Annotated in this window: 20 protein-coding genes; 9 read left to right on the top strand and 11 right to left on the bottom strand. The window is 73.1% G+C overall.

The annotated features are described in order from the left end of the window. Positions 1–72 precede the first annotated feature (72 nt). Complete coding sequence (locus ACFUUZ_RS16265; protein WP_378696823.1) at positions 73–1,272, top strand: benzoate/H(+) symporter BenE family transporter; 1,200 nt, start codon at positions 73–75, stop codon at positions 1,270–1,272. 88 nt (positions 1,273–1,360) lie between these two features. On the opposite strand, the gene ACFUUZ_RS16260 is transcribed toward ACFUUZ_RS16265, so the two are convergent. The 3 genes from ACFUUZ_RS16260 to pdhA are packed head-to-tail and all read right to left on the bottom strand — an operon-like array spanning position 1,361 to position 4,948. Further along, complete coding sequence (locus tag ACFUUZ_RS16260) at positions 1,361–2,857, bottom strand: dihydrolipoamide acetyltransferase family protein (RefSeq protein WP_378696821.1); 1,497 nt, start codon at positions 2,855–2,857, stop codon at positions 1,361–1,363. 22 nt (positions 2,858–2,879) lie between these two features. Then, a complete protein-coding gene (locus ACFUUZ_RS16255) occupies positions 2,880–3,854 on the bottom strand; it encodes an alpha-ketoacid dehydrogenase subunit beta (protein ID WP_378696819.1) in 975 nt (324 codons plus the stop codon). Further along, on the bottom strand, positions 3,851–4,948 hold the full coding sequence (gene pdhA, locus ACFUUZ_RS16250; RefSeq protein ID WP_378696817.1) for a pyruvate dehydrogenase (acetyl-transferring) E1 component subunit alpha: 1,098 nt from the start codon (positions 4,946–4,948) through the stop codon (positions 3,851–3,853). The genes ACFUUZ_RS16255 and pdhA overlap by 4 nt, the downstream gene beginning before the upstream one ends. A gap of 136 nt (positions 4,949–5,084) precedes the next feature. Between pdhA and ACFUUZ_RS16245 the strand changes: the two genes are divergently transcribed. Both ACFUUZ_RS16245 and ACFUUZ_RS16240 read left to right on the top strand, forming a co-directional pair. Continuing rightward, positions 5,085–5,573, top strand: coding sequence for an Lrp/AsnC family transcriptional regulator (locus tag ACFUUZ_RS16245; RefSeq protein ID WP_378696815.1), 489 nt, complete (start codon positions 5,085–5,087; stop codon positions 5,571–5,573). Positions 5,574–5,583: 10 nt separating this feature from the next. Further along, a complete protein-coding gene (locus ACFUUZ_RS16240; RefSeq protein WP_378696813.1) occupies positions 5,584–6,384 on the top strand; it encodes an SDR family oxidoreductase in 801 nt (266 codons plus the stop codon). Here ACFUUZ_RS16240 and ACFUUZ_RS16235 read toward each other — a convergent pair. Together ACFUUZ_RS16235 and ACFUUZ_RS16230 are read right to left on the bottom strand one after the other, a co-directional pair. Continuing rightward, positions 6,373–6,777: an acyl-CoA thioesterase gene (locus tag ACFUUZ_RS16235; RefSeq protein ID WP_378696910.1), complete on the bottom strand. Its 405-nt coding sequence runs from the start codon at positions 6,775–6,777 to the stop codon at positions 6,373–6,375. The two genes, ACFUUZ_RS16240 and ACFUUZ_RS16235, sit on opposite strands and share 12 nt — an antisense overlap. Before the next feature lie 26 nt (positions 6,778–6,803). Next, on the bottom strand, positions 6,804–7,757 hold the full coding sequence (locus ACFUUZ_RS16230; protein ID WP_378696811.1) for an AraC family transcriptional regulator: 954 nt from the start codon (positions 7,755–7,757) through the stop codon (positions 6,804–6,806). A 78-nt stretch (positions 7,758–7,835) separates the two neighbouring features. On the opposite strand from ACFUUZ_RS16230, the gene ACFUUZ_RS16225 reads away from it, so the two are divergent. Next, entirely contained in the window at positions 7,836–9,029 is a 1,194-nt protein-coding gene (locus tag ACFUUZ_RS16225; RefSeq protein WP_378696809.1) for an MFS transporter, read from the top strand. 24 nt (positions 9,030–9,053) lie between these two features. Here ACFUUZ_RS16225 and ACFUUZ_RS16220 read toward each other — a convergent pair whose 3' ends face one another. Genes ACFUUZ_RS16220 through ACFUUZ_RS16210 form a run of 3 tightly spaced genes read right to left on the bottom strand, consistent with a single transcriptional unit; the run spans position 9,054 to position 11,907 of the window. Next, positions 9,054–10,475, bottom strand: coding sequence for an NAD(P)(+) transhydrogenase (Re/Si-specific) subunit beta (locus ACFUUZ_RS16220; RefSeq protein ID WP_378696807.1), 1,422 nt, complete (start codon positions 10,473–10,475; stop codon positions 9,054–9,056). A 5-nt stretch (positions 10,476–10,480) separates the two neighbouring features. Further along, positions 10,481–10,792 (bottom strand): NAD(P) transhydrogenase subunit alpha, encoded by a 312-nt coding sequence (locus ACFUUZ_RS16215; protein ID WP_378696805.1) that lies wholly within the window; start codon positions 10,790–10,792, stop codon positions 10,481–10,483. After that, the gene (locus tag ACFUUZ_RS16210) at positions 10,792–11,907 is read right to left on the bottom strand and encodes a Re/Si-specific NAD(P)(+) transhydrogenase subunit alpha (protein ID WP_378696803.1); all 1,116 of its coding nucleotides are present in this window, start codon (positions 11,905–11,907) and stop codon (positions 10,792–10,794) included. The genes ACFUUZ_RS16215 and ACFUUZ_RS16210 overlap by 1 nt, the downstream gene beginning before the upstream one ends. 386 nt (positions 11,908–12,293) lie before the next feature. Here ACFUUZ_RS16210 and ACFUUZ_RS16205 point away from each other — a divergent pair, with 386 nt between their 5' ends. Genes ACFUUZ_RS16205 through ACFUUZ_RS16195 form a run of 3 tightly spaced genes read left to right on the top strand, consistent with a single transcriptional unit; the run spans position 12,294 to position 14,237 of the window. Beyond that, positions 12,294–12,737, top strand: coding sequence for an HIT family protein (locus tag ACFUUZ_RS16205; protein WP_378696801.1), 444 nt, complete (start codon positions 12,294–12,296; stop codon positions 12,735–12,737). A 28-nt stretch (positions 12,738–12,765) separates the two neighbouring features. Next, positions 12,766–13,599 (top strand): maleylpyruvate isomerase family mycothiol-dependent enzyme, encoded by an 834-nt coding sequence (locus ACFUUZ_RS16200; protein ID WP_378696799.1) that lies wholly within the window; start codon positions 12,766–12,768, stop codon positions 13,597–13,599. Beyond that, positions 13,599–14,237, top strand: coding sequence for a Type 1 glutamine amidotransferase-like domain-containing protein (locus ACFUUZ_RS16195; protein WP_378696797.1), 639 nt, complete (start codon positions 13,599–13,601; stop codon positions 14,235–14,237). The genes ACFUUZ_RS16200 and ACFUUZ_RS16195 overlap by 1 nt, the downstream gene beginning before the upstream one ends. Positions 14,238–14,285: 48 nt before the next feature. On the opposite strand, the gene ACFUUZ_RS16190 is transcribed toward ACFUUZ_RS16195, so the two are convergent. Both ACFUUZ_RS16190 and ACFUUZ_RS16185 read right to left on the bottom strand, forming a co-directional pair. Continuing rightward, positions 14,286–14,792 (bottom strand): GtrA family protein, encoded by a 507-nt coding sequence (locus tag ACFUUZ_RS16190; RefSeq protein ID WP_378696795.1) that lies wholly within the window; start codon positions 14,790–14,792, stop codon positions 14,286–14,288. Positions 14,793–14,849: 57 nt separating this feature from the next. After that, positions 14,850–15,152, bottom strand: a complete 303-nt coding sequence (locus ACFUUZ_RS16185) for a hypothetical protein (RefSeq protein ID WP_378696793.1) — start codon at positions 15,150–15,152, stop codon at positions 14,850–14,852. Between the two features lie 115 nt (positions 15,153–15,267). Between ACFUUZ_RS16185 and ACFUUZ_RS16180 the strand changes: the two genes are divergently transcribed. Both ACFUUZ_RS16180 and ACFUUZ_RS16175 read left to right on the top strand, forming a co-directional pair. Further along, positions 15,268–16,653 carry an FAD-binding oxidoreductase gene (locus tag ACFUUZ_RS16180; protein WP_378696791.1) on the top strand — a complete coding sequence of 462 codons (1,386 nt, stop codon included), beginning with the start codon at positions 15,268–15,270 and terminating at the stop codon, positions 16,651–16,653. Between the two features lie 40 nt (positions 16,654–16,693). Further along, positions 16,694–16,975 carry a GNAT family N-acetyltransferase gene (locus tag ACFUUZ_RS16175; RefSeq protein ID WP_378696789.1) on the top strand — a complete coding sequence of 94 codons (282 nt, stop codon included), beginning with the start codon at positions 16,694–16,696 and terminating at the stop codon, positions 16,973–16,975. Here the strand turns inward: ACFUUZ_RS16175 and ACFUUZ_RS16170 are convergent. Further along, complete coding sequence (locus ACFUUZ_RS16170) at positions 16,972–17,214, bottom strand: hypothetical protein (RefSeq protein WP_378696787.1); 243 nt, start codon at positions 17,212–17,214, stop codon at positions 16,972–16,974. The two genes, ACFUUZ_RS16175 and ACFUUZ_RS16170, sit on opposite strands and share 4 nt — an antisense overlap. Positions 17,215–17,375 lie beyond the last annotated feature (161 nt).

The following is a 17,375-nucleotide window of genomic DNA, read 5'->3' as shown; positions in this document are numbered from 1 at the left end:
GTCCACACTAGCGCGGGAAACGGGCCAGTTCCGGCGGACTGGCTGCGGACACCGGGGTCGCCGGGGTGCAGGATGCCGGAGGTGAACCGTCCCGAGCAGCAGGCGAATCTCACGCAACCCGTCGGCGCGGGCGTGGTGACCGCGCTGGTCGGATTCACCAGCTCGTTCGCGGTGGTGCTCGCCGGGATCACCGCGGTCGGCGCGACGCAGGCGCAGGCGGCCTCCGGGCTGGCGGCGCTCTGCGTCACCCAGGCGGTCGGCATGCTGCTGCTGAGCCGCTGGTACCGGATGCCGATCACGCTGGCCTGGTCGACCCCGGGCGCGGCGCTGCTGGCCGGCACCGGCGCGGTGGCGGGCGGCTGGCCCGCGGCGGTCGGGGCGTTCGTGGTGACCGGCGCGCTGATCGTGCTGACCGGGCTGTGGGGTCGGCTGGGTGCGCTGGTGGCCGCCATTCCGGTGCCGATCGCGCAGGCCATGCTGGCCGGGGTGCTGGTGCCGCTGTGTCTGGCGCCGGTCGAGGCGGTCCGGACCTCGCCCGCGGTGGTGCTGCCGGTGATCGCGGTGTGGCTGCTGCTCACCCGGTTCGCGCCGCGCTGGGCGGTGCTCGCGGCCTTCGCGACCGCGGCCGTCGGAGCCGGGATCGCCATCGCCGTTCGGGACACGCCGCTCGACCTCGGCGCCATGGTCCCAGCTGTGCAGCTGACCTGGCCGCAGTGGAGCTGGCAGGCGGTGATCGGGGTCGCGGTGCCGCTCTACATCGTCACCATGGCCTCGCAGAACATCCCGGGGACGGCGGTGCTCGGCTCGTTCGGCTACCGGACGCCGTGGCGCGCCGCCATGACCGTCACCGGGATCGGCACCGTGCTCGGCGCCCCCGCGGGCGGGCACGCCATCAACCTGGCCGCGATCAGCGCGGCGCTGGCCGCCGGGCCGTCGGCGCACCCGGACCCGAGCAGGCGCTGGATCGCGGCGGCCACCACCGGTGGCTGCTACCTGGTGCTCGCCCCCGCGTCGGCCGCGCTCGTGGCGCTGGTCGCGGCGGCGCCCGCCGGGGTGCTGGAGACGGTCGCCGGGCTGGCGCTGCTCGGCACCCTCGCCGTCGCGCTGACCGGCGCACTGGCCGACGAGGAGCACCGCACAGCCGGGGTGGTGACGTTCCTGATCGCCGCCTCCGGGGTGGGATTCCTCGGAATCGGAGCAGCGTTCTGGGCCTTGCTGGCCGGACTCCTGGCACGCGCCGCGCTGTCCCGGCGCGCGGCCGACCTCAGCTGAGCAAACGCGCGCCGCGCCTCCGCGCACGCCGCGCCGCGGGTGCCGGACACGTCTCCGCGGGCGCCGCGCCGATCGGCGCCCGTTCGGTTCAGCCGCGGCTGAGCAGCGTGAGCGGGTCCTCGAGCAGGTGCGCGATGCCCGCGAGGAAGCGGGCGCCGAGTTCACCGTCGACCATGCGGTGGTCGAAGGCGACGCCGAGCGTGGTGACCCAGCGGACCGCGAGTTCGTCGCGCACCACCCACGGGCGCTTGCGCACCGCGCCGAGGCACAGGATGCCCGCCTCGCCCGGGTTCACCAGCGGCGCGCCGCTGTCCACGCCGAAGACCCCGACATTGGTGATGGTGAAGGTGCCGCCGCGCAGGTCGGCAGGGGCGGCATTGCCCGCGCGCGCGGTCTCCACCAGCCAGCCCAGCTCGCGGCAGAGCTCGCGCAGCGAGAGGGTGTGCGCCTCCTTGAGATTGGGGACGAGCAGGCCGCGCTCGGTGGCGACGGCGATGCCGAGGTTCACGTAGTGCTTGGTGACGATGAGCTGGTTGGCGTCGTCCCAGAAGGCGTTCATGTCCGGGAAGTCGCCGAGCGCGACCAGCGCGGCCTTGGCCACCAGGGTGAGCGGGGTGAGCGGCAGCCCCTCGAACGAGGCGGTGTTGCGCAGGTGGTCGAGCAGCTCCATGGCGGCGGTGAAGTCGACGGTGACCGAGGCGCCCGCCTGCGGGATCGTCCTTGCGCTCACCACCATGGCGGCGGCGGTGCGCTTGCGCACCCCGGCGATCGGGGTGCGGGTCTCCCTGGAGACCGGGCGGATGACGCCGGTGCGCGCGTCCGAGGCCACGTGCGGCTCGGGGTCGGCGGATTCGGCGCCGGGTGCGCGCCGCGGCTGCGAGATCGGGACGGCGGCGCGCACGTCCTCGACGGTGACCGCGCCCTCCGGGCCGGAGCCGGGCAGGAACCACAGGTCGATGCCGAGTTCCTTGGCGAGTTTCCTGGCCGCGGGGGTCGCGGCCGCCCTGCGCGCCTTCGGATCTCCGCCGAGCGGTGAGCGCGGGCGCCCACTCTGGGCCGGGGCTCGCTGCGCCGCAGCGGCATTCGCGATATCCCCCGCGATCGGCGACGGTCGTCCGCGGCCCCGCGCCCCCTCCGCGTGCTCCCGCGCCACCGCGCGGGCGGCGGCGCCCGCCGCCTCGGCGGCGCTCCGCGGCCTGCGCCGCGTCTCCGCCTCCCCCGACGGCCCGTACCCCACCAGCACCCCGCCCACCGGCGGCTCCGAATCCGCTTCCGGCGCGGAGTATTTCACCGGCGCGGCGACATCACCGTGACCGCGAACCCGGATGATCGGCGACCCGACCGGCACCGTCTCCCCCGGCTGCGCGAGCAACTCCGCGACCACCCCGGCGAACGGGGACGGCAGCGACACCACCGCCTTCGCCGTCTCCACCTCGGCGATCACCTGGTTCAGCTCCACCTCGTCGCCCACCGCGACGGCCCAGGAGACGAGTTCGGCGTCGGCGAGCCCCTCCCCCAGGTCGGGTAGCCGGAATTCCAGCACCGGACCGGGGGCGGCGGGGTCTCGAACGGCGGCATCGTGCACGGGACACCTCTCACGGAGCGATTCAAGCGGCGAGGGAGCGGTCGACCGCGGCCAGAATGCGGTCGGCGTCGGGCAGGTGGTGTTTCTCGAGCTTAGCCGGGGGGTAGGGGATGTCGAAGCCGCCGACGCGCAGCACCGGCGACTCCAGGTGGTAGAAGCAGCGCTCGGAGATCCGCGCGGCGAGCTCGGCGCCGAGCCCGCCGGAGACCTGCGCCTCGTGCACCACCACCAGCCGCCCGGTCTTGCGCACCGACTCCTCGACGGTCTCCAGGTCCAGCGGGCTCAGGCTGCGCAGATCGATCACCTCCACCGAACGTCCCTCGCTCGCGGCGATCTCGGCCGCCTTCAGCGCGGTGGCGACGGTGCCGCCGTACCCGGCGACCGTGATGTCGTCGCCCTCGACGCAGACCCGCGCGCGGTCCAGCGGGAGCGCGGGCGGGGCATCGAAGTCGACCTCGGCGCGGTCCCAGTACCGGCGCTTCGGCTCGAAGAAGATCACCGGGTCGTCCAGCGCGACGGCCTGCCTGATCATGTGGAAGGCGTCCGCGGGCGTGCTCGGCGCGACCACCCGCAGCCCGGCGGTGTGCGCGAAGTACGCCTCCGGCGACTCGGAGTGGTGCTCGACCGAGCCGATGCCGCCGCCGAACGGGATCCGAATGGTCAGCGGGGCGCGCACCCGGCCCTGCGTGCGGTAGTGGATCTTCGCGACCTGCGAGACGATCTGGTCGAAGGCGGGGTAGACGAAGCCGTCGAACTGGATCTCGCAGATCGGCCGGTAGCCGCGCAGCGCCATCCCGAAAGCCGTTCCGACGATGCCGGATTCGGCCAGCGGGGTGTCGATCACCCGGTGCTCGCCGAAGTCCTTCTGCAGCGTGTCGGTGACCCGGAAGACGCCGCCGAGCCTGCCGACGTCCTCGCCCATGATCACGACCTTCGGGTCGTCGTCGAGCGCGGCGCGCAGCCCGGCGTTCAGCGCGGCGGCGAAGGTGGTGATCATACGAGCAACCCCTGCTCGTCGGCGCGGTACTCCGCGAACTCCCGCCGCTGCCGCTCCAGCTCGGCGTGCGGAGCGGCGTAGACGTGCTCGAGCAGCGTTCCCGGCGCCGGATCCGGCATCGCCAGGGTCGCGCTGCGCAACCGGTGCGCCACCGCGTCCGCCCGCTCGCCGACCTCGCGCTCGAACTCCGCGTCCCAGCCGGACTCCCGCTCCAGCACCCGCCGGACCCGGTCGATCGGGTCGCGCCCGCGCCACTCGTCGGCCTCGGCGGCCGCGCGGTAGCGGGTGGGGTCGTCGGCGGTGGTGTGCGGGCCCATGCGGTAGGTGAGCGCCTCGATGAAGGAGGGGCCGCCGCCGGAGCGCGCCCTGGCCAGCGCCTGCCTGGTCACCGCGAGCACGGCGAGCACGTCGTTGCCGTCCACCCGGATACCTGGCATGCCGTAGCCGTAGGCCCGGCGGGCCAGCGGCACCGCGCTCTGCACCCGGACCGGCGCGCTGATCGCCCAGTGGTTGTTCTGGCAGAAGAAGACCACCGGCGCGGCCCAGCTCGCGGCGAAGCCGAGCGCCTCGGCGATGTCGCCCTGGCTGGTCGCGCCGTCGCCGAAGTAGGCGACGGTGGCGAGCTCGGCGCCGTCCAGGTGCGCGGCGTAGGCGTAGCCGGTGGCGTGCAGCCCCTGCGCGCCGACGACGATGGCCGGGTTGGTCATGTTGACGGCGTCCGGGTCCCAGCAGTGGTGCGCGACCCCGCGCCAGAGCCGGGTCATGTCCTCCGGGTCGACGCCGCGGCACCAGGCCACCCCGGCCTCGCGGTAGCTGCAGAACACGTAGTCGTCCCGGCGCAGCGCGCGGGCCGAGCCGACCTGCGCGGCCTCCTGCCCGCGCAGCGGCGCCCACAGCCCGAGCTGCCCCTGCCGCTGCAGCGCGGTGCCCTCGGTATCGATCCGGCGGGCGATCACCAGGTCGGCGTAGAGCTCGCGGAGCTCCGCGGTGCCGATATCGGCGACCAGGGCGGCGTACTCGCGGTCGAGCACGCGCCTGCCGTCGGGCTGGACGAGTTGCACGGGGTACGCGCGTTCGCGCGGTTTCTCGGACATGTACCGCCTCCTGTCGTGCTGGCCTTGTGAGCCGTATCACACAGCATCCACGATCACGCGATCCGCGCAACCGACGGCGACACGGCTGCGCAGAATGCGCAATTCGAGACCGGGAACCGGTGTCATACTGCGTCGCATGTCCAGTTCGCTCGATGCCACCGACGCCCGGCTCCTGCTCGAGCTCGTCGCCAACCCGCGCGCCACCGGGGTCGAGCTCGCCGCCCGGCTCGGCCTCTCCCGCAACACCGTGCAGGCCAGGCTGAACCGCTGGGAGGCGAGCGGCGTGCTCGGCAGCGTGGAGCGCCGGGTCGAGCCCCGCGCCCTCGGCTACCCGCTCGCCGCCTTCGTCGCCGTCGTGGTCGACCAGCACCGCCTCGACCCCGTCGTGGCCGAGCTGGCCGAGGTCCCCGAGGTGACCGAGGTCTGCGGCATGACCGGCGAGACCGACCTCACCGTCCGGATCGTCGCCACCGACGCCGACGACCTCTACCGCATCGCCGGGCAGATCCTGAAGATCCCCGGCGTCGAGCGCACCAATATGGCGCTCGTCATGCGCGAACTGGTCGGCCCGCGCACCACCCCCCTCCTGCACCGCCTGTCCCGGACCGGGCGCCCGCCGGGCTAGGGTGCGGGGCATGGAGATTTCGGGCAGGGTCGCGGTCGTCACCGGGGCGGGCGCGGGGATCGGCGCGGCGCTCACGCAGCGGCTGGTCGCGGGCGGCGCGCGGGTGGTCGCCGTGGATCTGGACGAGGCGGCGGTGCGCGCGGTGGCGGAGCGGGCGGGCGCGGTCGCGGTGCCGGGCGACGTCGCCGACGAGGCCGTGATCCGGGCGGCGATCGAGGCCGCGGAGCGCGAGTTCGGCCCGGTCGAGCTGTACTTCGCCAATGCCGGGATCGGCGGCGGTGGCGGGCTGGACGCCACCGAGCGGCAGTGGGCGGCCGCGCTCGACGTCAATGTGCTCGCGCACGTGCGCGCGGCGAAGCTGCTGGTCCCGGGCTGGGTAGAGCGCGGGTCCGGGTACTTCGTGACCACCGCATCGGCTGCGGGGCTGCTCACCCAGCTCGGCTCGGCGCCGTACGCCGTCACCAAGCACGCGGCGGTCGGCTTCGCGGAGTGGCTCTCGGTGACCTACGGGGATCAGGGCATCAAGGTCAGCTGCGTCTGCCCGATGGGCGTCGACACCCAGCTGCTGCACACCGGCATGGTGCCGGAGGGCGCCGAGGCGGACGGGCAGCTGGCGATCAAGGCGGTGACGACGGCGGGCGCGGTGCTCTCCCCCGAGCAGGTCGCCGACGACGTGCTCGCGGGCGTCGCGGCCGAGCGGTTCCTGATCCTGCCGCACCCCGAGGTGCTGGAGATGTACCGGCACAAGGGCGCCGACTACGACCGCTGGATCGGCGGCATGCGCCGCTACCAGGCCGCGCTACGCGGGTAGCTCCTCCGCCACGATGGTCTGCGCCGCGGCCCGGATGACCTCCGGGATCGGCACCGGCCGCCGGGTCTCCCCGTCCACGTACACGTGCGTGAAGCTGCCGGTGGCGGCGAGCTCCGGCTCGGCCTCGGTCTCCCGGAAGATGGCGAGGTCGTAGGTGATGCTGGAGTTGCCGAGCCGGGCGACCCTGATCCCCACCCGCAGCATGTCCGGGAAGCTCACCGACCCGTGGAACCGGCACGAGGTCTGCGCCACGACGCCGAGCGCGGGCAGCGCCCTGATGTCGGTGCCGGTGGCCGCCATGAGCCAGGCGTTCACCGCGGTGTCGAAGTACGCGTAGTACGTCACGTTGTTCACGTGGCCGTAGTGGTCGTTGTCCGCCCACCGGGTCGGCATCGGCCAGAGCACGGGATACTGCTGGGTCACCCGGCCGACGATAGCTCAGCGGGGGCCGCGCCCTGCCGGTGGTCGCGCGGGCTGACGCCGAAGTGCCGCTTGAACGCGGCGCTCAGCGCGAAGGCGCTGCCGTACCCGACCTGCCTGGCGATCGCCTCGACGGTGGCGTCGCTCTCCTGCAGCAGGTCGGCGGCGAGCGCCAGCCGCCACTCGGTGAGGAAGGCCATCGGGGGCTCGCCGACCAGCTCGGTGAAGCGGCGGGCCAGCGCCGCGCGCGAAACGCCGACCGCCTCGGCCAGGGCCGCGACCGTCCAGCCGTGCGCGGGGTTGTGCTGCAGCAGCCGCAGCGCCTTGCCGATCTGCGGGTCGCTGTAGGCGTGGTACCAGGCGGGGGCCTCGGCCCTCGCGAACCAGGCGCGCAGGCCCGCGATGAGGACCAGGTCGAGCACGCGGTCCAGCACCGGCCCCTGGGCCGGGCGGTCCTCGGTGACCTCGTCGACCAGCAGCGCGAGCAGCCTGGTGTCCACCTCGCCGGGGTCGAGCACGATGGCGGGCGGAAGCGCGCGCAGCAGCCTGCGACTGGCGGCGCCGACCGATTCGTAGGTGCCGGTGACCATGGCGGTGGCGCCGTTCGGGTCGGTGCCCCACTGCCGGACGCCGAGGCTCAATGTCTCGCAGAGGATCTCGCCCTGCGGGGTCTTGGTGACCTGGCCGGGGTGGATGACGATCTGTGGCGGGGTGGCCGGGTCGTCGGCGACGGTGTAGGGGTCGGGGCCGCGCACGATCGCGACGTCACCGGCGCCGAGCCTGCGCCGCTCCCCGTCGTCGGTGAGGAACCAGGCGTGCCCGCGCACCATCGCGACCACGGTGAGCGGCGCCTCGTCCTGGATGCGCAGCGACCACGGCGGGTCGAGTACCGAGCACATGAGGAAGGCGCCGCGGGCGCGGGGACCCTCGAGCAGGCTGGCCAGTGCGTCCACCCCTCGAGGGTAGACCGCGCGGTCGAGCTGCCGGACGGGGTTTTTCGGCCGCGCCCGGCTTTCGGTACCGTCGATACGGTGCTCACGACGACACCGGCGCCTCCGGTGCGCGCCGCGCGGGCCGCGGTGTTCACGGTCTTCGCGCTCAACGGTTTCCTGCTCTCGCTCTGGGTGGTGCACATCCCGGCGATCACCGATCGCACCGGCGTCGACCCCGCCCAGCTCGGCACCTTCATCTTCCTGCTCGCCGGGGCGGGCATCGTCGGCATGCGGATCACCGGCCCGCTGGCCGACCGGTTCGGCAGCCGGGCGCTGGTCGCCGCGGCGGCGGTGTTGATCTCGCTCGGCGTGCTCGGCCCCGGTTTCGCCACCGGCCCGCTCACCCTCGCGCTCGGGCTGGCCTTCTTCGGCTTCGGCAACGGCGCGCTCGACGTCTCGATGAACACCCAGGCGGTGCATGTCGAGCGGGCCTACGGCCGCCCGATCATGTCCGCGTTCCACGCGCTCTTCTCCGCCGGCGGCTTCCTCGGCTCGCTGGTCGGCGCCGCGACCCAGCGCGCGGGCCTCGACCCGCGGCTCACCTTCGCGCTCGCCGCCTGCACCGGCCTGGCGCTCACCGCCGCGCTGGTCCCGCGGCTGCTGCGCGAACTGCCCGAGCCGGAGCCCGCCGCGGCCACCGCGGTGCGCGCGGAACGCGGCGCGCGCAGGCTGCGGGTCTTCGCGCTGGCAGGCATCGCCTTCGTGCTGCTGCTCACCGAGGGCGCGGCCGCCGACTGGAGCGCGCTGCAGGTCCGCGACCACCTCGGCACCACCGAGTCCACCGCGGCCTTCGCCTTCGCCGCCTTCTCCGCCACCATGACCGCGGGCAGGCTGGTGGCGGACCGGGTGAGCGGCCGCTTCGGCCCGGTCTTCGTGGTGCGCTGGGGGTGCTTCGCCGCTGGGCTGGGGCTGGCGCTGGTGGTCTTCTCCGGCTGGCTGCCCCTGACCCTGCTGGGCTGGGCGCTCTGCGGGATCGGGCTCTCCGGCGGGGTGCCGCAGATCTTCACCGCCGCGGGCAACCTCGGCTCCGGCGCGTCGGCGGGCACCGACATGTCCCGGGTCTTCGCCATCGGCTACGTCGGGCTGCTGGCCGGGCCCGCGATCATCGGCTGGCTCACCGAGCTGGTCCCGCTCACCACCGCGCTGGCGGTGCCGCTGGTGCTGGTGCTGGTCTGCTCCTGCTTCGCGGGGGTGGTCGCCCCCGGAACGCGGAACGCCCCCGCTCGGAGCTGAGCGGGGGCGTCCGGCGTGGCTGCGCTACAGCGCCTTGAGCTCCTCGGTGACCGCACCGACGGACTTCTTGGCGTCGCCGAACAGCATGGAGGTGTGGTCGGCGTAGAACAGCGGGTTGTCGATGCCCGCGAAGCCGGAGTTCATCGAGCGCTTGAGCACGATGACGCTCTTGGCCTGGTCGACATTGAGGACCGGCATGCCGTAGATCGGGCTGGCGGCGTCCTCGCGGGCGGCCGGGTTGGTGACGTCGTTCGCGCCGATCACCAGGGCGACGTCGGTGCGGTTGAACTCGCCGTTGACGTCGTCCATCTCCTTCATGGCGTCGTAGGAGACCTCGGCCTCGGCCAGCAGCACGTTCATGTGCCCCGGCATGCGGCCCGCGACCGGGTGGATGGCGTACTTGACCTCGACGCCCTTGGCCTCGAGCAGCGCCGCCATCTCCTTGACCGCGTGCTGCGCCTGCGCGACCGCCATGCCGTAGCCGGGGACCACGATGACCTGGTTGGCGTAGGCCATCTGGATCGCGGCGTCCGCGGCGCTGGTGGCCTTGGCCGACTTCTGCTCACCGCCGCCGCCCGCGCCCGGCGCCGTCCCGCCGCCGCCGAAGCCGCCCGCGACGATCGCCGGGATGGAGCGGTTCATGGCCTTGGCCATGAGGTTGGTCAGGATGGTGCCGGAGGCGCCGACGATCATGCCCGCCACGATCATGGCGGTGTTGTTCAGCGCCAGCCCGGCCGCCGCGGCGGAGAGCCCGGTCAGCGCGTTGAGCAGCGAGATCACGACCGGCATGTCGGCGCCGCCGATCGGCAGCACCACCATGAGCCCGAGGATGCCCGCCGCGACCAGCAGCAGCACCATCCACCACCACGCGGCGCCGCCGTCGCTCGCGCCGAGCCCGATCACCACCGCGGCCACGACCGAGGCGATGAGCAGCAGCAGGTTCAGCGGCTGCTGCAGCTTCCCGACGCCGATCGGCTTGCCGGGCAGGATCTCCTGCAGCTTGCCGAAGGCGATGAGCGAGCCCCAGAACGAGATCGAGCCGATGATCGCCGCGAAGAGCGAGCCCACGATGATGTGGACGGTCGGCTCCTCGCCGTGCTTGAAGTTCGAGAAGCCGGTGGTGTCGAGGAACTCGGCCCACGCGATGAGCGCGACCGTGCCGCCGCCGACGCCGTTGAAGGCCGCCACCAGCTGCGGCATCGCCGTCATCTTGGTGTACTTCGCGGGCGGGACGCCGAGCACGACGCCGACCACCAGGCCGGCGACGATGAGGATCCAGTTGCTGGTGTCGCGCACCGCGATGAGCGTCGCGACCACCGCGAGCCCCATGCCGACCGCGGCGATCCAGTTGCCGCGCACCGCCGTCTTCGGGCCGGTCAGCCCCATCAGGCCGTAGATGAAGAGCGAGAAGGAGATGATGTAGAGGATATTGACCAGATTGTCCATGGGACTCACTCACCAGCCTTCGGGGCGGCCTTCTTGCCCTTGAACATGCCAAGCATGCGGTCGGTCACCACGAAGCCGCCGATGACGTTCAGCGTGCCGAAGACCACGGCGACGAACAGGATGATCTGGATGCCGATCGAGGGGTCCTCCACCTTGCCCAGCGTCACCAGCGCGCCGAGCACCACGATGCCGTGGATGGCGTTGGTGCCCGACATGAGCGGGGTGTGCAGGGTATTGGGGACCTTGGAGATCACGGCGAAACCGACGAACCCGGAGAGCACCAGGATCGCGATGTTCGCGAGCAGTTCGGTGTACATCAGACCGCCTCACGGGTGACGCAGGAATCGGCCAGGACCTGATCGTCGAAGTCGGGCGCGAGTTTCCCGTCCACCAGCATCAGGTCGAGCAGCGCGAAGATGTTCTTGGAGTACAGCTCGCTGGCGTGCTCCGGCATGGTGGCGGGCAGGTTCAGCGGCGAGGCGATGGTGACGTCGTGCTTGACGACGGTCTCGCCCGGCTCGGTCAGCTCGCAGTTGCCGCCGGTCTCGCCCGCCAGGTCGATGATCACGCTGCCCGGCTTCATGCCCTCCACCGCGGCGGCGGTCACCAGCCGCGGCGCCGGGCGGCCGGGCACCAGCGCGGTGGTGATCACCACGTCGAAGCCCTTGATGGCATCCTCCAGCGCCTGCTGCTGCTTCGCCTTCTCCTCGTCGGTGAGCTCGCGGGCGTACCCGCCCTCACCGGCGGCGTCGATCCCGAGGTCGAGCCACTGCGCGCCCACCGAGCGGACCTGGTCGGCCACCTCGGGCCGCACGTCGTAGCCCGTGGTCCGGCCGCCGAGCCGCTTCGCCGTCGCCAGCGCCTGCAGCCCGGCCACGCCGACGCCGAGGACCAGCACGGTCGCCGGCTTCACGGTGCCCGCGGCGGTGGTCAGCATGGGGAAGAAGCGGGTCGACTCCGAGGCGGCCAGCAGCACGGCCTTGTACCCGGCGACATTGGCCTGCGAGGACAGGGCGTCCATGACCTGCGCGCGCGAGATGCGCGGGATCGCCTCCACCGCGAAGGCCTGCACCCCCGCGGTCTTCAGCGCGCCGATCTGGTTCTCGGCATTGCGCGGGGCGAGGAACCCGATCAGCGTCTGCCCGCCGGTCAGCCTGCCGACCTCGGCGTCGGTGGGCGGGGCCACCTTCACCACCACCTCGGCGGACCAGGGGTCGCCGATGGTCGCGCCCGCCGCCTCGTAGGCGGCGTCGGGAATCAGCGCGCCCGCTCCGGCGCCCGCCTCCACCACGACATCGACGCCCTTGGCGAGCAGACTCGGGACGATCTTGGGCACCAGGGCCACCCGCCGCTCGCCCGTGCCGGACTCGCGTACGACCCCGACACGCGCGCCGCGCGGCGATGGGTCGCCTGCGCTCTGCGTTGTCTCCACTTGTCAGTTTCCTTCTCGTGCTGGCAGCGATCCCTAAGTTACTGGCGAGTAAGCTAGGTCGAATCCTCGCAACTGTATCCGGACCGCGGTGAGCGTAGCTGAGATGCCGATCACGTGGCGAAGTTCGCAACTGTTGTTTCGCCGGTTTCGCAAATTTGCATTTCCGCAGCGTCTTCCCGGTGTCCCCGCCTTCGCCGGATTCGCCGATCCCCACCGCCGACCGTCGCCGCAGGTGAAACCGGACGGGAAAGGGCAGCCGGGCGTCCAGTACCCGCGCGGTCCGCGAACACCGCCGCGACACGGGGTCGCGACACGAGTGACGCGTGTCATAGCGGGTTTTCCGCGCGGGTGTCCCCCGCGGCTCGTACGCCGTAAGGTCGCTGGGTGTGACCGACTGCGTCTTCTGCGCCATCGTGGCCGGAACCGCCCCCGCGACCATCGTCCACGACGACGCGGACGTGCTGGCGTTCCTGGACATCCGCCCGATCGCCCGCGGGCACACCCTGGTGATCCCCAAGCGGCATGCCACCGAGCTCGACGAGCTGGACCCCGAGCTCGGCGCCGCCGTCTTCCGGGTCGGGCACCGGCTGGCCCGCGCCGCGCGCCGCGGCGGGCTGGCCGCGGACGGCGCGAACCTGGTGCTGAACGACGGGAAGGCCGCCTTCCAGACCGTCGGGCACGTGCACCTGCACGTGGTCCCGCGCCGCTCCGGCGACAAGGCCAGGTTCGCCGCCGGGCTGCTGCTGCGCCGCCCGCACGACGCCGAATCCACCGCCGCCGCCATCCGCGCGGGGCTGGACGCGCTGGACCCCGCGGGCGAGGACCGATGAACGCCCCCGACCGAAAGGACGCCGACCGGTGAGCGAACCCGAGCAGGCCGAGCTGATCGAGCTGCTGACCGAGCAGTGGCGGGCGCTCACCCGCCTCGTCGCCGACCTGGACGAGCCGAGCTGGCGCACCCCGACGGCGCTGCCCGGCTGGACCGTCTTCGACGTGCTCGCGCACGTGGTCGGCACCGAGTCCTGGCTGCTCGGCGAGCGCCCGCCGCCCGCGGACCCGCTGCGCCCCAAGGTCGACGTGCGCGAGCTGCCGCACGTGCGCAACGAGACCGCGGTGCTGAACGAGATCTGGGTGGACCGGCTGCGCCCGCTGCCGCCCGCCCGGCTGCTCGAGCTCTTCACCGCGGTCACCGAGCGCCGCGCCGCCGCGCTGCGCGAGCTGGACGCCGCGGCGTGGGCCGCCAAGACGCCGTCGCCGATCGGCGAGGTGAGCTACGGCCGCTTCATGCGGGTCCGGCTCTTCGACTGCTGGATGCACGAGATCGACATCGCCGACGCGCTCGGCGTCACCGTCGCCGAGGGCGGGCGCCGCGGCGAGGTGGCCTTCGACGAGTTCCTCGGCTCCATCCCCCGGGTCCTGGTCAAGCGCGGGCAGGCGCCGGACGGCGCGCGGATCGAGCTGGAGCTGAGCGGCGCGCTGGCCCGCACGCTGCGGGTGGCGGTGCAGGGCAGGGCCGGGTTCGTCGACGCACTGGACGGCCCGCCGGACGCCGCGATCGCGTTGGACTCCGGGCTCTTCACCCGGCTCGGCGGCGGCCGCACCACGGCCGCCGAGCACGCGGGCGAGATCGCGCTGACCGGCGACACCGAACTCGGCGAGCGGCTCGTGCGGCACCTGGCCTTCACCATCTGATGCGGCTCTTCCTGGCGAGCTACCGCTTCGGCGCGCACGCCGACCGGCTGCTCGCGCTGGTCGGCACCCCGGGGCGGGTGGGGCTGGTCCCGAACGCCTGCGATGCCTGGCCCGCCGCCTGGCGGTCCGCGGTGACCAGCGACGAGGTGCCGCTGCGGCGCCTCGGCTTCAGCCCCGAGGTGGTCGACCTGCGCGACTACGCGGGCGCGCCGGAGCGGCTGCGCGCCACCCTCGCCGGGTTCCCGCTGCTCTGGGTGCGCGGCGGCAACACCTTCGTGCTGCGCGCCCAGTTCGCCCGCAGCGGCGCGGACGCCGTGCTGCCCGCGCTGCTCGCCGAGGACGCCCTGGTCTACGCGGGGTACAGCGCGGGCGCCTGCCTGCTGAGCCCGGACCTGCACGGCATCGAGGAGGCCGACGACCCGGCCGAGGTGCGCCCCGCCACCGGGGTCGAGCCGCGCTGGGACGGCCTCGGCCTGATCGACCGCGCCATCGTGCCGCACATCGACTCCCCGACCGACCCGGACGGCGTCTGCACCCGGCTCGCCGCCCGCTTCCGCGCCGAAGGGAAGGCGCACTGGGCGCTCACCGACGACGACGCGGTGATCGTCGACGGCGGCACGCCGGAGCTGTTGACCTGAGCGGTGCTGCCGGTGGCAGCGTCCCGGCAGAGAGCGGGCCCGCAGCGCTCACCGCCTGCGGAAGACCACCCAGCGCATGGCGCTGTACATGTAGACCGCCTCGCAGCCGCCCGCCAGGATCCGGGCCAGGTGGTAGTCGACGCCGAGCGCGGCCAGCCCGCCGCCGACACCGAGGATGAAGGCCACGTAGTTGATCACCACGACCACCGTGTACACCGCCGCCTGTCCGGCCACCGGTGCGTGCGAATGGAAGTTGAAGGTCCGGTTCAGCACGAAGGCCAGCCCGAAGGCGCAGGCGTAGGCGGCGCTCACCGCGAACCAGATCGGCAGCCCGAGCCCGCCGTACATGATCGTCAACAGCAGCAGGTCGACCCCGAAGGTGAAGCTGTTGATCAGCGCGAAGCCGAGGAAGGTCGGTGGGATCAGTCGGTCGAGGCCGAGCGGGAGCCGCGCGACCACCCGCTCGCACCAGCGCCCGAACCGGTCCGCGATGCCGTCCAGGGTGACATCGGGTGCCGTGTCTGCTTCGTCGCGGAGGTCCGCCGGTTCGCCCACGCCCGCAGGATGCCACCGGCAGGTGTCGGCCGGGTGAGCGGCGGGCGAACCGGGGCGTCAGCCGATCCGGCTGGCGCGGCTCCCGCCCGCCGGGCGCAGCGCGGCCAGCCTGCGCCGGGTGAGGTCGTCGGCGTGCTCCAGCAGCAGCTCGACCAGCAGCCGCGGATCGCTGCGCCAGCGCGCCCCGATGCCGGCCAGCGTCGGCTTGTCGAAGAGCCCCGAGCCCGCCAGCGCGGCCAGCCAGTCGTCGATCTCGCCCGCCTCGATGCGGCGCACGGTCTCGTCGTCCAGCCCCGCGTCGGCCACCTCGGGGCCGATCACCGCCGTCACGAGTTCGCGGTAGTCCGGTGTTGCGGTCATGCTGACATCCCTCCTGCGCCGACCCTCGCGGGTGCACGCCCCGAACTCCGCGACCCCTGTCGGTCGATTTTGGCCCCGCACCGGGCGTACCACCAACCCGGTGCCGGTGAAATCCATGTTTCCGACGGCTAGCGTGGCGCGTGTGCAGCTACAGGACTTGATCGCCGCGCTCCCCGCGGGTGCCGTCGGCACCGACCCGGACGTGCTGGCGGGTTACCGCCACGACTGGGCGAAGGATCCGGACGCGGGCACGCCGCTCGCCGTCGTCCGCGCCACCGGCACCGCGGATGTCGCGGCCACGCTGCGCTGGGCGAGCGCGCACGGCGTCCCGGTGGTCCCGCGCGGCGCCGGGTCCGGGCTCTCCGGCGGCGCGACCGCGGTGGACGGCGGCATCGTGCTCTGCACCGAGCGCATGCGCGCGATCACCGTCGACCCGGTGACGCGCACCGCCGTCGTGCAACCCGGGCTACTGAACGCCGAGGTCAAACGGGCCGTCGCCGAGCACGGGCTGTGGTACCCGCCGGACCCGTCGTCCTTCGAGATCTGCTCGATCGGCGGCAACGCGGCCACCAACGCGGGCGGGCTGTGCTGCGTGAAGTACGGCGTTACCAGCGACTACGTCCTCGGCATGGAGGTGGTGCTCGCCGACGGCACCCCGGTGCGGCTGGGCGGGCCGCGGCTCAAGGACTCCGCCGGGCTCTCGCTGACCAAGCTCTTCGTCGGCAGCGAGGGAACGCTCGGCGTGATCACCGAGCTCACCCTGCGGCTGCTACCGGCGCAGCCGCCCGCGAGCACGGTGGTCGCGAGCTTCGCCGACTTGGAGGCCGCCACCGCCGCCATCCTCGCCATCACCGCCGCGCTGCGCCCGGCCATGCTGGAGTTCATGGACGCGGTCGCGGTGAACGCCGTCGAGGACGAGCTGCGCATGGGGCTGGACCGCTCGGCCGCCGCGCTGCTGGTCGCCCGCTCCGACGCGCCGGGCGACTTCGCCGCGCACGAGGCCGGGCTCATGGTCGCCGCCTGCGAGCAGGCGGGCGCCACCGAGGTCTTCAGCACCACCGACCCCGACGAGGGCGAGGCCTTCACCGCCGCCCGCCGGTTCGCCATCCCGGCGGTGGAGCGGCTCGGGCCGCTGCTGCTGGAGGACGTCGGGGTGCCGCTGCCCCGGCTGGCCGACCTGGTCTCCGGCATCGCCGCGATCGCGGAGCGCAATGCGGTGACCGTCTCGGTGATCGCGCACGCCGGGGACGGCAATACGCACCCGCTCATCGTGCACGACCCGGCCGACGCCGAGCAGACCGCGCGGGCGCACCGCGCCTTCGGCGAGATCATGGACCTGGCCATCGCGCTCGGCGGCACCATCACCGGCGAGCACGGCGTCGGCCGGTTGAAGAAGGCCTGGCTCCCCGACCAGATCGGCCCCGATGTCATGGCGCTCACCAGGCGGGTCAAGGACGCGCTCGACCCGGCGGGCATCCTCAACCCCGGCGCCATCCTGTGAGGTCAGGAACATCGGGCCGCGCGGCCGGGTTCTACGGACCATGAACACCAGGCTGGAACACAATGCCGAGGACACCCGGTTCGAGATCTACGTCGACGAGGTGCTGGCCGGGTACGCCGACTACGCCGAGCGCGGCACCGTCCGGGATTTCAACCACACCGTGACGTTCCCCGAGTTCCGCCGCCGCGGGGTCGCCGCCCAGGTCGTGGAGTTCGCGCTGCGCGATTCCCGCGAGCACGGCTTCACCGTCCTGCCCACCTGCTGGTACGTCGACCAGTTCATCGCCGCGCACGGCGAGTACCGCGACCTCGTCGCCCCCTAGTTCGTCCGCCGCCAGCACAGGAACTGGTGGTCGGTGGTGCACCCCATCGCCGCCACCACGGCCTCGTTGTCGAAGCCGGGCAGCGCCTGCAGCCGGTGCAGCAGCGACTTCCCGCCCGCCGACTGCGGCACCGCGCAGCCGTTGCCCTTCGCGCCGATCAGCACGAAGAACACATCGTCCGCGAAGGGCCCGTCGGTGCTGGTGATGATGCGGACCTCCGCGAGATCTGCCCAGCTCACTTCCTCGACCCGCCCGCCGGGAAGGGTGCGCCGGACATATCTGTCGGTTATTTCCACCCCACTCATGCTGAAATCGTCCTCCTGTGCGCGGTCGCCCGTCACCCCTGAGTTCGGACAGGGCCGCGCGCACGCGTGAACCCCGATACCCGAACGGTACCGGG

Origin of the sequence: Nocardia sp. NPDC057353 (genome assembly GCF_042667085.1) — a bacterium.
Taxonomy (GTDB): domain Bacteria; phylum Actinomycetota; class Actinomycetes; order Mycobacteriales; family Mycobacteriaceae; genus Nocardia.
The sequence above is the reverse complement of the archived record's forward strand: the minus strand, read 5'-3'. Positions and strand labels throughout refer to the sequence as shown.